Genomic DNA, 14955 nt, shown 5'->3' with positions numbered 1-14955 from the left:
AGGTCGATGGGACTCCGTATTTCTCTGAGAAGTCGAACTGGGTGGCTCTACAAGGATGAGATCCGCTACTGAATTCCTTCAGTGGGGAGGGCGGTGCTGTTGGATGGATCAAATTGATCTCCATCAGCACCGCCCGCCGCATATAACATATTGATATAGATAAAATAGCTCATTGCTCTTTTTGTCATGAGCTATTTTTATGTTCACTTTGTTAGTAGAAAGATGTTTAGCACATGTAGAGAACACATGTAAATACGAAACGATAAACAAAATAGTTTACTTAAAAGGGGAAATATGCAATATATGAATCTAGACAAATACCATGATGACACTGTTCAAAAGCTGCGTAAAGCAGGTTGTGTTTTTGCTGAAGATGAAGCCAGTTTGCTTATCTCAGCAGCACTTTCCTATTCAGAACTTACTGTAATGGTAGAGAAAAGAGTTGCTGGACTGCCGATGGAATATGTGTTGGGTTGGGCAAAATTTTGTGGGTTAAAAATAAAAGTAGATAGGGGGGTTTTTGTACCACGACGCCGTACAGAGTTTCTCGTTCAACAAGCTAAGAAACGAGCAAAGTCAGGACCGATCGTAGTAGATTTATGTTGTGGAACAGGGGCACTTGGGGTGGCTTTGGTCTCGGCTTTGGATCATTATGAATTACATGCTGCTGATATAGACCCGCTTGCCGTAAACTGTGCACATTACAATGTAACTGCTGTAGGAGGAAATGTATACGAAGGTGATCTATTTGACCCACTCCCGAAAAGATTGAGAAATCATGTGGATATCCTGATGGTTAATGCACCATATGTGCCTACGGATGAGATTGAATTTTTACCTGCGGAAGCCCGCGAATATGAGGCAACAGTGTCACTTGATGGTGGATCTGATGGACTCGATATTCATAGGCGTGTGGCTGCTTTTACTCCACTTTGGCTTGCTCCAGGTGGTCATTTGTTTGTGGAAACGAGTGAACGACAAGCATCACAAACCATAGAAATTTTTAGTCGCAATGGTTTGAATGCACGATTGGTAAGGTGCGAAGAGATGGACGCAACGGTAGTTATAGGAACCAAGTCAGCATAAAGCAGATTTTTTATCGCATAAGAAAGATTTCCTTTCCATGATTGTACCCACAGAAAGAAATCAAACTTCTGCATCATTGGTCATTTTTTTCTGCGGAAAGTCCATTTGAAAAACAGAATGAAAATTGCAATCACTAAAATTATCAGCAAGATCCAGCTAATTGTTAATGTCCAAAAATGAGGTACGTATTTGGTTAGATTACTGGCTGCCGCTAGTACCAGAACAATAGGTGTGGGGATGTCCTTACCTAATAAAATCGGATTTTTTTGCCCAAGTTTCAGGTTCCAAGTCAATGTCTTGCCATCTTTGCTCACTGCACTAGCATTATTTTTTGTTGGAGCAATTGGCAGAGTGAGCAGAAACCTCATTTTCAGTTGATCCAATATACTATTTACATACGATGAGTAAGGGCCTGCTAAGTGATCAACCGTTTTTTTCATGTTCACTTCTGTTTGGTAAAGGAAGGATGTTTGCAGGAAACCACTATTGATGGTTAACTCTTTGATGGGATTGTTTGATGTTGAGTTTGTTGAAGTGATGACAGGTTGTGTTGGCGAAGAGAACCATGTTGATGGAATAGCAGCGCTTAGTTCTTTGTTTAATGGTTCTTTGGCTATGTTTTTCACAGGCTTGGTTGCAATGAATCCAGCTTTACCTTTTTCTCGAATCAGCTTTGCTTCGTATCCTTTTGTAGAATAAATCGTAACTATATTTTGCAAGTATCTTTGTGCATAGGCATTGGTTAAAATTTTCCATTGATAGATCCCAGAGCCATCTTTGTTGATGGTAACATGTAAATCACCCTGTACACACCCAGCGAGCAAGAGGGAGTACATGGCTAGAAGCAAAAACCATTTCCACATAGCGGTGTTTCCTCTCAAATGTTATATATTTAGTATAGGAAGATACTCAGAATTTAGACATCCGTTATTTCTGTTCATATCCTATTTCGATAGAAAGTAGTAAGTGGAACTTATTTTAATGATCAATTTTTCACTTTAAAGACAGAGTTTTTTGTATACTCTTTTTGAGATTGAACGATGGATGGCCGATTGGGTTTACATAAAATAAACGCAATCGGCCATCACTACTCTGTAGATCAAGCACAGTTTCCTTGGCAACACAAGGGCATGCATTGACCACAGTTTCCACAGTATCGACGAGATTGGTGAGAGCATGCCATACGTCGGTAGACTTGGATAATAACAGCTATTAACATATGTTCTCCATTTGAGAGATGTATCTGTTTTCTGTTTACCATTTTTATTATAGCGAAATGTGAAATCTAGATATTCAAATGGAATATATATATAGGAAAAATATTATTCTTATTATTTGCAATTATGTTAATGAATAATAAAATTAATACGTGAGGATAACTTTTTCAGGAGGGGTATAGTGGGATTTTTAGAGCTTTCGCCTGACTTGTATGAAAAATTCATTGTCAAACTGAATGTAAATCGAGCATTGGATAAGAGCAGTTCACGAGATGACAATTTTGTTTTTGTGTTTAGTCGGTGTATTGACGATAGCTCCACATACGGGAAAGTTCAAATGGAATTAGTTCCAGAGAGGGAAGTCCCTATATTCCACGATAATTTGAAAAATGTACAGACAATGGAAATCAAAGGTCACCATTTTGATGAAAATGAATTAGATGGTAAGAAATCAGTTCTGATCGGAGACTCGATCAAAATAATCAAAAACAAGAGTGATTTTGACACGAAGTATATCGCTGTTGTATCAGGTGAGCGAGTGGAATACCATTTGTTATTGACTAAAAATCGTGGCAATGTAGGAAAATTAGAAAGTATGCCTTATACCTCATTTTCACCTAAATTTGATAAAGATGTGATTAAATATAAAACCAAATGGAAGATAGATGAAATAGAAAATAGTGAGAGGAATATTAAGGAGTTGGAAGGGTTAGAAAATGTGGAAGAGATCGTAGGAAAATTAGAACAGAGAAAGCTGGAAGTAGAAAATCGAGCAGCGAGTGAGTATCTTAGATTATTCAGCGAAATCAATGACAGTTAGTGAAAAGATAAGTCACTTATGGACAAGTTTTTTGCTACGATTAAAAAGAATAAAATAGAAATAGAAAATCCCCTTTCCTTCAAGAGGGGATTTTTTTGATGTGAAAAGGGTTTCATACTCCGCTCCGAAATTACAATGCCCAAGAAAACGGGGAAGTATGATAATAGTTTTTGTGAAAAGCAGTTGATAAAATTAAAGAACTATTGTCGGAAGAAGTAATGTCCTTCTGCCTTAAAAAAGCATAGAGACAGTTCTCATTCATAAGTTCGAAAGCGAACGAAGTTTCAAGTCCAAGTAGAGTTCTACCGAACGAAACTTGCTCAAAGCTGATACTTGAATAATACCATCTTCCTCAGGGGATGATTGAAAAGAAAGCTTCTGGGAAATTCTCTTCTAGCAATCGTTATAATCCCTCCCAAAAAATGTTCTCCTCGCATTTCTATCCATTTTTTATTTAAAGAGAGACGCACCCCCTTTCATCTCCACATCGAAGATATCAATTAATGGGTAACGTTTTTTCTTTTGTTATCAGACTATGCTCATGAAACTAGAATGTCATCATGTTTTTCTAGATAAAAAAACTAAGATGAATCAATATTTTCTATGCTTTATTCGATTTGACGACTATTTGCTTAATGAATTCAAAAGGTTGTTTTTAGTTAGATATCAGGTAACTAGCAAAAGGAGAGAGTTTATAGCAGTTTATATACTTCATCATAAAATAGGTTCATGAAAAGAAAAAGGAGGTTGGCAGAAGTTAATGGAACGCCTATCAACCTTTAAAGGGACTCTATATCGACTTCTCGAACTCGTTTTCGTTCTCGGCAAAGTTCCACATGTTCACGTACAACGTCCATAACTCCGTCAGCATTAGAAATAGCCTCTAAACTAAAGTTTTGAAGAGTGTGATCTGATGTGTAGAAGAGAATATTTCCTTTGGAAAAAATCCGATAGATAAACGGATATTCTAAGGTTAAATCTTTCACTCTATATAATTCGATTTGCTCAGTTCGTTTGGAAAAAATTCCTGCTGTAATCTGAAGTCGTTCAGTTGTTAACTGATACCGAATTGATCTCAGCTCGAAGGCTGTCCAGATAGCAATAAAGATAGGCACAATTAACCAGCAAAACAACAAACATAGCAGATATGTTCCTAGCTTAGATACATGAGAACTGGTTCCTACCCATAATGTTTCTTCTTGCATAAGACCAAGTCTCCTCTCTAAGTTTTTTCTTAATTATTTAACTATATCAAGGTCAATTGAAAATTTCAAATGTTTGCTAATAATATTGGCATTGGGGAGTGTCTAATCAGTTCTCCATTAGAAGGATGAAGTGGAGTATTTGCTATAAACGTTTATCAATCTCTCCGAAAGAGTACTCTCACTTCAAGCATGAGCTAAGTGGGTGGTGAATTTCGGTTCGGCATTAGCCAGAAGGAATTTGTTTGCGATATTTCCTTTTTTTGTTTCCGTGTGTATAATCAGCCTTAAAAAAGGAAGGAGAACGAAACAAATGTATCACGCATTCTATTTTTGTTTGTAACCAACCAAAAGCAAGCCATGTCCACCCATAAGTCCATTGGATCTAAACGCTTTGTTTTCCATCACTTCTTAGCAAAAAGAAGTATAACAGCATTTTTATAAGAAAACTAAGAAAATCAAAAGTAAAACACCTATTATAAGCATAGTAACAAACAAATAGATAAAAGCACCTCTTGGAGCCAAAAATGTCTGAGTATTAATCCCTTTACGTTTTTTCCAATAACTTGCTGTAGCATAAACGATACAAAACATTCCTATAACCACAGATAGAATTCCAATCCATTTCGAGATGGTTTCTCCTAAAAAGCTTGTTTTGGATTCAGGAGTAAATAAGTGTAGCCTAGCTGAGAGAAAACCAATACCCATAATGGTAATTGCTGTACGAATCCATGCGAGAAATGTACGCTCATTAGATAAATGTTGTTCTACATATTTTGAATCATCTGTGACCTTCTTGTTTCTTTTTGTCATCCTATCTCCTTCTCGTGATGAAAATAATTAGCTGTTCCATGAATGGATAATTATGAAGTATCTCCGAAAATAGAACATTTCTTTCGTATTAGAGTTGTATCCATATAATATAAAATTATTTCTACTATTCCTAGTACAAAACCTACATCGGTAATTGATCAGTAAAATCGGTAGAAGAAAGGTCTCTTGATGAGAGAGGAAGCGATTGCGAGCTAAAAGGGATAATATAATAAGTTGTATAATATGAAAAGGAAAAATTTATGAGTTCAGCCAAATAGTGAAAAAGAAGATCAGGAAAAACATTTTGGATTCTTCTTGTAGATGTGGTGCAATATTAGGAACATGGAAGAAAGAGATAATTTCTTATTATAGCTTTGATAACCATTTAAGAAATCATCAACAATCTTATCTGTATTTGATCTAGAATCTTTTCATCATATGTACTGATATCTGTCTAATGAGCTTGAAACCAACCTGTTCCATTCTTATCTGTTTTGGAAGATTGATGAGTAAAACAACTAATGATTTCAATAGTTACCCATTTGTTGTGAGGTGTTTCTAGTGATTTAGCATCTACACCAGCAGTTTGATGGGTTATTGAAGACAGGGATTTGGCTAGCAATTGTTTTGCATATTTTAGTTGTAGAGTGGTTTGTCCTTGCTAACAAATAAAGAAAACAGCAAGTCAACGGTATGTAAAGCTTTTTCAAAATAGATAAGAGAGGAACTCATGTAAAAAGCTCCGCTCCTATTTTTTAAAGTTTCGCAATAATCTTGGTAAATTCTATCATCTTACCATCTGTATCTGGTTTGTTTTTTCCTACTGCTTCCATATAAATTTTTACTTTTGGTTCCGTTCCTGAAGGTCGTATCGCAACCCAACTGCCATCATGCAATAAAACTTTCCCCACTTCGGCTTTCGGCAGGTCATCTATCCCGATTCGATAATCCAATTTTTGTTTGACTTTATCGTCCCATAGTGTAAAAAAATCGTCGATTACATTTTTGGCTGTATCCATCGATAAAGAGATAATCTTTGTTTGGTGGTAACCAAAATGGTTATAGATATTTTGAAGTATTTGCAGTATGTTTTTTTTCTGTTTTTTGTAGTGAGCTGCAAGATGACAGAGTAACAGGCTTGTTTGAACACCGTCTTTGTCTCGGACAAAATCTCCAACCAAATAACCATGGCTCTCTTCAAATCCAAGTAACAAATCTTGATTTTTTTCGATAAGCTCAGCGATGTATTTGAATCCGGTAAGTGTTTCGATTGTTCTTATTCCATGATGAGCAGCTATTTTCCGAGTTAAACTAGTACTTACGATGGTGGAGTAGACTGTTCCCGTTTTTTTCTGTTCCGTAAGCAAATAGTGTAGCAGAAGAACTCCTATTTGGTTTCCGGTAAGATGTATGTAATCATTTTTGTATGGTATCATGATGCCTACTCTGTCTGCATCAGGATCTGTTGCTATGATCATGTCTGCTTGCACTTTATACGCCAAGTTTTTGGCTAAGGTAAAAGCCTGTTTGTCTTCTGGATTAGGAGATGCCACAGTGGGGAAGTCAGGATGGGCTTGACATTGTTCTGGGACTAAATGTACTTGGATGAATTTCTCTTTTTGAAATAAACTCGGTAATGCGACTTGTCCTGTGCCATGTAAAGCAGTATAAACTACTGTTAGGGCAGGATGTGTATTGGTACATGGCATAAGAGACTGGACATGGGCATAGTATTCGGCATCGATCTCATCTGAAATCTCCATTATTTTTCCAGTATGTTTTGCATGTACATAGGAGAGTGTGGGTATGGTAAGGACATCATCAATTTTTTTCATTTGTTGTTCGATATATTTTGCGTCCAAGGGTAATAGTTGTGAACCGTCAGGACCATATACTTTAAATCCGTTATCCGATGGGGGATTGTGACTTGCTGTTATCATGATGCCTCCAGATGCATGTAGTTTTCTGATTGCAAAGGATAACATAGGAGTAGGTCGAATATCCCTATAGAGGTGAACTGGGATGCGATGGTAAGCAAATAAAGATGCTGCTTCTTCTGCAAATGATCTGGAGCAATGACGATTGTCATAAGCGATAACTAAACCTTGTTTGTTAAGCCTCGGGTGTTTTTGGGATAGAAAGCGATAATATGCTTTTGTCACTTGTCGGATAGTAAAACGGTTTAAACGATGTGGTCCTAATCCAATCGGACCTCTTATCCCAGCAGTTCCAAAGCTGAGTGTTATTTCGAATTTTTTTTGCTCGTCAGTAGAATAATTTTTCAACTCTGCTTTTTCTTCATCTTGAAGTGCTGATGAGTGAAGCCATTTTTCATAGCAACTCATGACTATTCCCCCTGAAAAAGTGTTTAAAAGTAGGTGAGATTTTTGTTACATGAACGTTTCTTACAGCAAGCAATCCAACTGGCAGTCGAAAATGTAAAATCAAACAATGGTGGACCGTTTGGAGCTATCGTGGTAAAAGATGGGCAAGTTATTGGAAAAGGTGTAAATACAGTAACGACTGATCACGATCCGACAGCTCATGCAGAAATACAGGCTATTCGTGATGCTTGTAAACATCTCAACCATTTTCAGTTGGATGATTGTATTATTTATACGAGTTGTGAACCATGTCCCATGTGCTTTGGAGCAATTTACTGGGCTAGACCAAAGAAAGTTTATTTTGCTTGCACCAAACAGGAAGCTGCAAATGCAGGATTTGATGATCAATTTATTTATGATGAGCTAGCCTTATCCCATGGAAATAGGCAGATTCAGATGGAGAAATTACACTCGCAAGCAAAACTATCTCCTTTTGAGGCGTGGATTCGTTCAGGAGAACGCGTAGAATATTGATGGTGAACAATTAAATATATAAGAATAGGGTGTTACACATGACAACTTCCACACAATATGATGTTTTTAAAGAAGTTATGTTAAGTCGTGCAAGTGTGAAACGATATGATCCAAATCATGTTATGCCAGAAGCAGAAATAGACGAACTTCTCACCTTAGCTTCTTCAGCTCCGTCCTCTTGGAATTTGCAGCATTGGCGTTACCTCGTTATTTCCAAAGAAGAGCAAAAACAAAAACTAATGCCGATTGCATTTGGACAAAAACAAATAGAAGAGGCATCCATTGTAGTTGTAATCCTTGGTGATTTGGAATCTTACCGTACTGCACATCAAATATATGGAGATGCTGTCGACCAAGGTCAGATAACTCGCGAATTACGAGATAAACTCGTATCTCAGATCGAAGGGGCATATGCAGATAAGTCGAGATCTCAGATGGATGCAACCTTAAATTGTGGCCTGACTGCTATGCAATTAATGTTAGCTGCAAAAGCAATGGGTTATGATTCCTGTCCAATGGGTGGTTTTGACCCATCAAAATTAGTAAGAGAGTTTCATGTACCTGATAGGTATTTCCCTGTTGTACTTGTTTCAATTGGAAAAGCTGCACAACCAGCTAGACCAACTCCACGCTTATCGTTAAATGAGTTAGTAATTAAAGAAAGTTTTTGAGAAATACTTAAAACCACCTTTTTGATTCATATCAAAAGGTGGTTTTTTGTCTGTTTTTTATAGTGGACTTCTGCTGGGAATCAATAGGTGAACAATTTGCAAAGTAAATGCAAAATGGAAATATATTTAAATTAAAAAATATCAGTAGAATTATTTTATGTTTTGTTGGTATTATAAAGAAAAATAGTCCTGTTGGCATTATGTACGAGGCACTAAGGATAGCAGGAGTGATTATCGTTATGCAAGCATCTTTTCGCCAATGGTCTTTGTCTCAATTTCGTTTACTCATCGTACTTATGATTATCGTTGGTGCTACGCAAGGATTAGTTTCTCCGCTGATCTCCACTATGTTAGAGCAGCAAAAAGTTTCTCCAAGTGTAAATGGTATAAGTGCATCCATGTTATATGTGGGGATGTTTGTATCGATGTTCCTTTGTTCTAAATTGTTAAAATATATTGGATATCGAAAAACAATATTAACTGGTATTGTCGTCATGTTTACCGTAATCTTGATATTTCCATTTACATATGGGATTTGGAGCTGGTCTTTACTCCGATTTTTGTTGGGAGTAGGAGATAACATCACAACATTTGCCGTACAGCTTTGGATTGCACTAAATGTAGCCAGTATAGAAAAAGGAAAACGATTTTCTCAATTTGGTTTAGCTTATGGAGTTGGACTGGGATTGGGCCCATTAGGGGTAAATTTAGAACCATTTGGTTTTTATGTTCCATTTCTCGTTCTGGGTATTTTTTTAATTATTGTCTTTTTCGTTTGTTTAGCTGATTTACAGAAAGATATTCCACTTTTGCCAGCAAAAGAAGAGAAACAATGGGTATACGCACAACGTAGTTATAAATCTATCTATGTAATGGGATTTCTTCCGATGTGGTCAGCTCTTATATACGGATTTATTGAAGTTGCTATCGCTGGTAACTTTCCAGTTTACGGAATGAAAATTGGTCTATCTAAAATAGAAATATCTTTATTAATTACAGCTTTTATTTGGGGAAGTTTATTGTTCCAATTGCCATTGGGGGTTTTAGGCGATAAAATAGGAAGGCATAAATTGCTCCTCCTTGTGTGTTCTATCGGTGGTATTGGAATGCTTCTAGTTCCCCTATTTGGAAATAATGTGATTGGATTGTTGATTTTATTGGGATGCATGGGTGGTTTGATTGGTTCGATGTTGTCCATCAGTTTGGCATTTTTAAGTGATTTGGTTCCTTCTTCAATGGTAACGAGAGGGAATCTCTTGACGACTTCCCATTTTACGATCGGAAGTATGCTAGGCCCTTATTTCGGTGGGATGCTTATGCAACACACATTGATACAATCACTCTTCTATTTCTTAGCTTTTTCTTTGTTTAGTTTTGTAATTTTAAGTGTGATAATCCGATTATCAAAAAAGGAAAAAGTAGCTATACATGACATAAAAATGTAGTAGCTTCTTATATAGATTCACTGATAAGATATATAAAGCAATGATAAGTCCCCATCCATTTCCGGGTGGGGCAGTTTGTGTGCAGAAGGTTAGAGGTGAAAGAATGATGCATACTCCTGTTAACAAATGGTCTATGACCCGGTTTTACACTTTTTTATTTTTGGTAATTATTTTTGGAATTACACAAGGATTTCTTATCCCTGTCATTTCTACCATGTTGGAACAGAGTCATCTATCTCCAAGTATGAATGGTTTGAGTGCAGCGATGCTCTATCTTGGGATGTTATTCTCGATGTTGTTTTATTCCAGATTGATAACACGTTGGGGTTATCGCAATACCATCCTTGCGGGCGTTTTTATTTTATTGCTCACAATTGTTTTATTTCCATTAACAAAAGGAGTATGGTGGTGGTCAATTCTCCGTTTTTTTGTAGGGATTGGAAATAATATCGCACTGTTATCTTGTCAAGTCTGGCTTATTGCAACCGTTGATCCGTCTCAAAAAGGAAAGCGTCTTGCCCAATTTGGTATGATGTACGGCCTTGGTTTTGGCTTAGGTCCCTTAGGTTTAAATGCATTGTCTTTTGGTTTTCACGTTCCATTTGTGATGATAACCGTATTGTTAGTTATTTCCCTTATTCTAGCGCTGCGTCTTACAAAAGGGCATGCTGATTTTTCCGATACAAAAGAGAAATCATCACAAACTCCGGCGTCTTATAAAACTGCTTATAAATTAGGTTTTCTCTCTATGATTCCAATGTTGTTGTATGGATTTTTGGAAGTTGCATTATCTGGTAATTTTCCTGTATATGGTTTGAAAATGGGTTTATCAAACGCTGAGATCTCGTTTTTAATCACGACATTTATTTGGGGGAGTTTAGTTTTCCAGATGCCTTTAGGCATGCTAGGAGACAAAATAGGCAGAAAAAACTTATTGCGGATTTTATGTTCAACAGGTGGAGTAGGAATGATTCTAGTGCCATTTGTAGGGGATAATCTAATCAGTTTGTTTATTATCCTAGGTATAACGGGGGGGTTGGTCGGTTCCTTATTTTCACTCGGTCTCGCATACATGGATGATATCTTACCTTCACACTTACTGCCAAAAGGAAGTGCGCTTTGTTCGATGCACTATAGTATTGGCAGTATTATTGGACCGTATATTGGTGGAACATTGATGCAATATATGGGGATTTTCTCTCTTTTTTATTTTCTTGGATTTGCCTTGATTTTGTTTGTTACTCTGACCTTTGTATTTCGAATTCATGGAGTTAGTACCAAACAAGAAAATATCATAGAAACACAATTTCATTAAAATTTATTTTGCCTCCTTTGGTTATCATAGGGAGGTTTTTTCGTTTTTTCTATTACATAACTGCGTCTTTTTTTCTGTTATTGACATAAAATGTTACAACTAATTGCTTATAGGAGGGGATATGTTGAAGGAAAAACATAATCCTTTTAAAGATCAATATCGTGTATGGTATCCCTATCATAGCCCTGATGACCCATGTCCACCGATTGTGAGGCAATATGTCGTTCCTCCCAATCAGTATCTTGGGTTTCAACCTCCAAATTTACCGCAATACTCCAAACAAGAGGCATTGATGAAAGGAACGCTCTGGCCTATTTTTTTTAGTCCATATCCTCCAAAGAAACGGGGGAAGAAACATGAGTCATGAAAAACAAAAAGCACTTCTTAGAAATCTGCAGGAAGTTGATTTTGTGCTGGTGGAGTTAACACTCTATTTAGATACTCATCCCGATGATCACGAAGCAATCAATCAATATAATCAATGTTCATTGGAGAGAGAAGGGATTCTATCTGAATATGAGGAGAAATATGGTCCATTAATGCATTTTGGACACTCCTTTAATCGCTACCCCTGTGGTTGGAGCGAAGGTCCTTGGCCGTGGGAGATATGAGATAACAAAAGAACAACTCTTCCTTAAAAGGTTGTCCTCTTGTTATCAAGTATATTTTTTATTTCATTCAATCGTTATTTGTGTTAGGCACCCGACATGGTGTTGTTTCATCCATGTCGGGTTAGTGGATCATTCGTGGTAAATATAGATCTTTTCTTCACCAGCGAAGATCGTTGCTATACGGTTCTTGTTCCGATAAAGATCAAGGATAGATCCTTCGCTAGGGACTTGTGCAGAATTTCCATAATCCACGACATTTGCCAATGACCCTTCGTATTCAATTGTGTCGATGTCGAGATAGTTCTTTCCGGTATTCATGTCTACAATGGAGAACTTTCCAGTTATGGAATTCATATGAGCTCTTTCTGTGAGTAGAAATATACATTTTTACGATATCACATCACTTATTGTTTTAAAAAGATTTGGGGACGATTGAATATAGCAGATGTATTCATTTAGAGAGGAAAATACATTCCGATCAATTGGTTTTATCTATGTAATCGTCTATATTAATGTAAGCTCAAAAAGTGTCGCGTTTATCGAGGAGCAGTCATGAGTGAGCTCAAAAGGAACCCTTTTCTCTCGATCAGCACGAAGGAAGTCAAAGGAAGTGGAGAGACCAAGGTTCAACTTGAGCAGGCTCCTTCCTCCATGCTCGAGAAGGTCATCGAGATCCTTTTTTCAGAGGATCTTCCTTCCACGGTTGCCTTGGAAGCGTATCGAGACGGAATGAAGCGTCTGATGTCTGCTATCGATATTCGTAAGTTGGTGCTGGATGCTTCTAAGATCAGTGTGGTTCAGGATCTTCTCAATATCATGGAGTCCATCTGGCTTAAGCAGCGCATGATGGATCTTAATGATGAAGATTCGGTGTACTTCAAAAAGCTGGTAGCATTCTTTGATGAGGAAGCTTACGAAGTACACAGGTTTCTGCACAGCTTTTTCGAGAGCGAGCTGAGTCAGAACATCAAGAGACTGTGTTTAGACTTGATGTATTGTGTTTTGAAGGGCACGATACAAGACCCTGAAAAGAAGTTGATGCCAGCCCTCGAGCAGTTACTTCCTGGACAGGAATGGGAGTGGAGAATGGCGTGACGCATTCCCATGTGGTGAATGGATATCAATCGATACACTACATGGGGCGTGAATATGATCTGTTTTTGTTAGCATAAATGAAAAGTATGGTTAAACAAATACCTCCTACACAGGAGGTATTTGTTTGTTTAAATCTTTTGGATGATGGAAATTGAAAATTTATCATTTTTTGATGTTTTTCTTTGGTGTAATACAATGATCAAAAATGGTTTGAAAAAGAAAGTTTTTTCTTTAGCATGTTTCAAAGATGTGGGGATAAATCTTCAAAGATCTTTTCGAGCTTAGGCGCACTCTGTCTCATTCTCAAGTCTAAATCAATTTTAGAATTTATTCAGAGCATGTTGTGCAACAAGGAGATGATTTTCTTGTCGCAATAATTCAAAATAGGTTGTTTCCTTTTCTTACGGATAGATTATCTCATAAAATGTATTTTTATTGCATACATTTCTGTAAGGATTAGTGAGAAGGTGGGATTAAATTTGTGGATCTATGAGAAAAAGCTACAATATCCAGTAAAAGTAAGTCAATGCAATCCACATTTAGCAAAACTATTGATTGAACAGTATGGTGGAGCGGACGGAGAATTAGCGGCGGCTCTTCGCTATTTAAATCAACGTTATACCATACCAGATAAAGTAAAGGGTTTGCTCACCGACATTGGTACAGAAGAATTAGCTCATTTGGAAATGATCGCGACGATGGTATATAAACTTATGAAAGACGCTACACCAGAAATGATCAAAGCAGCGGGATTAGAGGATCATTATGTGGATCACGATTTATCTTTGTTTTACCATAATGCAGCAGGTAATCCATTTACAGCGACATACATACAATCCAAAGGCGATCCTATAGCAGATTTATATGAAGACATCGCAGCAGAAGAAAAGGCGAGGGCTACCTACCAGTGGATTATTGATCTATCTGATGATCCAGATATCAATGATTCACTCAAGTTTTTACGGGAGAGAGAAATTGTGCATGCCCAGCGTTTTCGTGAGGCAGTGGAGTTGGTGAAGGAGTATCAGGGACAGAAGAAGTTTTTTTAGATAAATAAATCACCTTAATGTGGGTGTTTTAAAGGTTCGTTAACGAAAATGATAACCTTTTTAGTTTGCAAAGTGATATTCTTGGACGATAATGCCCTACTCTAGTATATAAAAGTGGAGAGAAATCTCATAGCACATCAAATTGATAACATAACCAAAATGTGAAAAAACACTGCCTTTCTTTAGGAACGAAAAAAAGGATGAGTGTGTTTTCTGTGAATATATCCGCCAAAGAAAAACTTCATTTGTTTCCTAGATGCTGCAAAATATCTTTCCCCTACAGAATTTCGAACAGTAGGAAAGAGCTATCGAATTTATAAAACGAAGAAGCGGGCAAAATTCGGTCCTTATGTGTTTGATTGAATCGCAACCTAGCGAGTACTTTTCTGACTTTAGTTATGCAGTGCTTTGGAAGCTGCGACAGTAATTAGCATAGGTGCAAAAAAGATTTTGAATCAGCGTGTGAACAAGCAGACAGTATCTTTTCTTCAACAACTATTTGCACAATTACTGAAAGTGGAACGAAGTTTGTCTAACTTCCTCCCAAGCAAATAACAAGGTGTTCACCCAGATTCGTATCTCAATTCAACCACCTTTTCGATACCAGATTCCTTGCCCGAGTATTAACAGGTTCAGGAAGAAGTAGTCATATGTATGAGGAAGAAATCTAATTGGAATATGATTTAACTAGTGGATAATAAAAGGTAGCTTACTCCAAGTCAACCAAAAAAGACAGCAGATGAAAGCGCTGTCTTTTTTGGTTGATAATTTTA

The 14955-nt window shown here is 37.1% G+C and carries 15 protein-coding genes; 10 read left to right on the top strand and 5 right to left on the bottom strand.

Annotated features, from left to right (window positions below; all coding sequences use genetic code 11):
* Positions 1-303 precede the first annotated feature (303 nt).
* Entirely contained in the window at positions 304-1086 is a 783-nt protein-coding gene (locus tag GSM42_RS06320) for a putative protein N(5)-glutamine methyltransferase (protein WP_160800702.1), read from the top strand.
* Positions 1087-1166: 80 nt separating this feature from the next.
* On the opposite strand, the gene GSM42_RS06315 is transcribed toward GSM42_RS06320, so the two are convergent.
* Positions 1167-1949, bottom strand: coding sequence for a hypothetical protein (locus GSM42_RS06315; protein ID WP_160800701.1), 783 nt, complete (start codon positions 1947-1949; stop codon positions 1167-1169).
* A 535-nt stretch (positions 1950-2484) separates the two neighbouring features.
* On the opposite strand from GSM42_RS06315, the gene GSM42_RS06310 reads away from it, so the two are divergent.
* Positions 2485-3123 carry a hypothetical protein gene (locus tag GSM42_RS06310; protein ID WP_160800700.1) on the top strand — a complete coding sequence of 213 codons (639 nt, stop codon included), beginning with the start codon at positions 2485-2487 and terminating at the stop codon, positions 3121-3123.
* 779 nt (positions 3124-3902) lie between these two features.
* On the opposite strand, the gene GSM42_RS06305 is transcribed toward GSM42_RS06310, so the two are convergent.
* The 3 genes from GSM42_RS06305 to GSM42_RS06295 form a co-directional block, all read right to left on the bottom strand.
* Positions 3903-4328, bottom strand: a complete 426-nt coding sequence (locus GSM42_RS06305) for a PH domain-containing protein (RefSeq protein WP_160800699.1) — start codon at positions 4326-4328, stop codon at positions 3903-3905.
* Between the two features lie 435 nt (positions 4329-4763).
* Positions 4764-5138 (bottom strand): YidH family protein, encoded by a 375-nt coding sequence (locus GSM42_RS06300; RefSeq protein ID WP_160800698.1) that lies wholly within the window; start codon positions 5136-5138, stop codon positions 4764-4766.
* A 755-nt stretch (positions 5139-5893) separates the two neighbouring features.
* On the bottom strand, positions 5894-7483 hold the full coding sequence (locus tag GSM42_RS06295; RefSeq protein WP_160800697.1) for a phospho-sugar mutase: 1590 nt from the start codon (positions 7481-7483) through the stop codon (positions 5894-5896).
* A 42-nt stretch (positions 7484-7525) separates the two neighbouring features.
* Between GSM42_RS06295 and GSM42_RS06290 the strand changes: the two genes are divergently transcribed.
* The 6 genes from GSM42_RS06290 to GSM42_RS06265 all read left to right on the top strand — a co-directional run bounded on the left by GSM42_RS06290 (position 7526) and on the right by GSM42_RS06265 (position 12038).
* Positions 7526-7996: a nucleoside deaminase gene (locus GSM42_RS06290; RefSeq protein ID WP_160800696.1), complete on the top strand. Its 471-nt coding sequence runs from the start codon at positions 7526-7528 to the stop codon at positions 7994-7996.
* A gap of 38 nt (positions 7997-8034) precedes the next feature.
* Positions 8035-8667 carry a nitroreductase family protein gene (locus GSM42_RS06285; protein ID WP_160800695.1) on the top strand — a complete coding sequence of 211 codons (633 nt, stop codon included), beginning with the start codon at positions 8035-8037 and terminating at the stop codon, positions 8665-8667.
* Positions 8668-8906: 239 nt separating this feature from the next.
* Positions 8907-10112: an MFS transporter gene (locus GSM42_RS06280; protein WP_160800694.1), complete on the top strand. Its 1206-nt coding sequence runs from the start codon at positions 8907-8909 to the stop codon at positions 10110-10112.
* Between the two features lie 79 nt (positions 10113-10191).
* A complete protein-coding gene (locus tag GSM42_RS06275) occupies positions 10192-11427 on the top strand; it encodes an MFS transporter (protein ID WP_160800693.1) in 1236 nt (411 codons plus the stop codon).
* Between the two features lie 121 nt (positions 11428-11548).
* A complete protein-coding gene (locus tag GSM42_RS06270; protein WP_160800692.1) occupies positions 11549-11794 on the top strand; it encodes a spore coat associated protein CotJA in 246 nt (81 codons plus the stop codon).
* Positions 11784-12038, top strand: coding sequence for a spore coat protein CotJB (locus GSM42_RS06265; protein WP_160800691.1), 255 nt, complete (start codon positions 11784-11786; stop codon positions 12036-12038). Before GSM42_RS06270 ends, GSM42_RS06265 begins: the two co-directional genes overlap by 11 nt.
* A gap of 129 nt (positions 12039-12167) precedes the next feature.
* On the opposite strand, the gene GSM42_RS06260 is transcribed toward GSM42_RS06265, so the two are convergent.
* Positions 12168-12392 carry a hypothetical protein gene (locus GSM42_RS06260; RefSeq protein WP_160800690.1) on the bottom strand — a complete coding sequence of 75 codons (225 nt, stop codon included), beginning with the start codon at positions 12390-12392 and terminating at the stop codon, positions 12168-12170.
* Between the two features lie 198 nt (positions 12393-12590).
* On the opposite strand from GSM42_RS06260, the gene GSM42_RS06255 reads away from it, so the two are divergent.
* Positions 12591-13133 (top strand): hypothetical protein, encoded by a 543-nt coding sequence (locus GSM42_RS06255; protein ID WP_160800689.1) that lies wholly within the window; start codon positions 12591-12593, stop codon positions 13131-13133.
* Between the two features lie 479 nt (positions 13134-13612).
* Entirely contained in the window at positions 13613-14182 is a 570-nt protein-coding gene (locus tag GSM42_RS06250; protein ID WP_160800688.1) for a manganese catalase family protein, read from the top strand.
* Positions 14183-14955 lie beyond the last annotated feature (773 nt).

This window comes from Shimazuella alba (genome assembly GCF_009831235.1).
Taxonomy (GTDB): Bacteria; Bacillota; Bacilli; order Thermoactinomycetales; family Thermoactinomycetaceae; genus Shimazuella; species Shimazuella alba.
The sequence above is the reverse complement of the archived record's forward strand: the minus strand, read 5'-3'. Positions and strand labels throughout refer to the sequence as shown.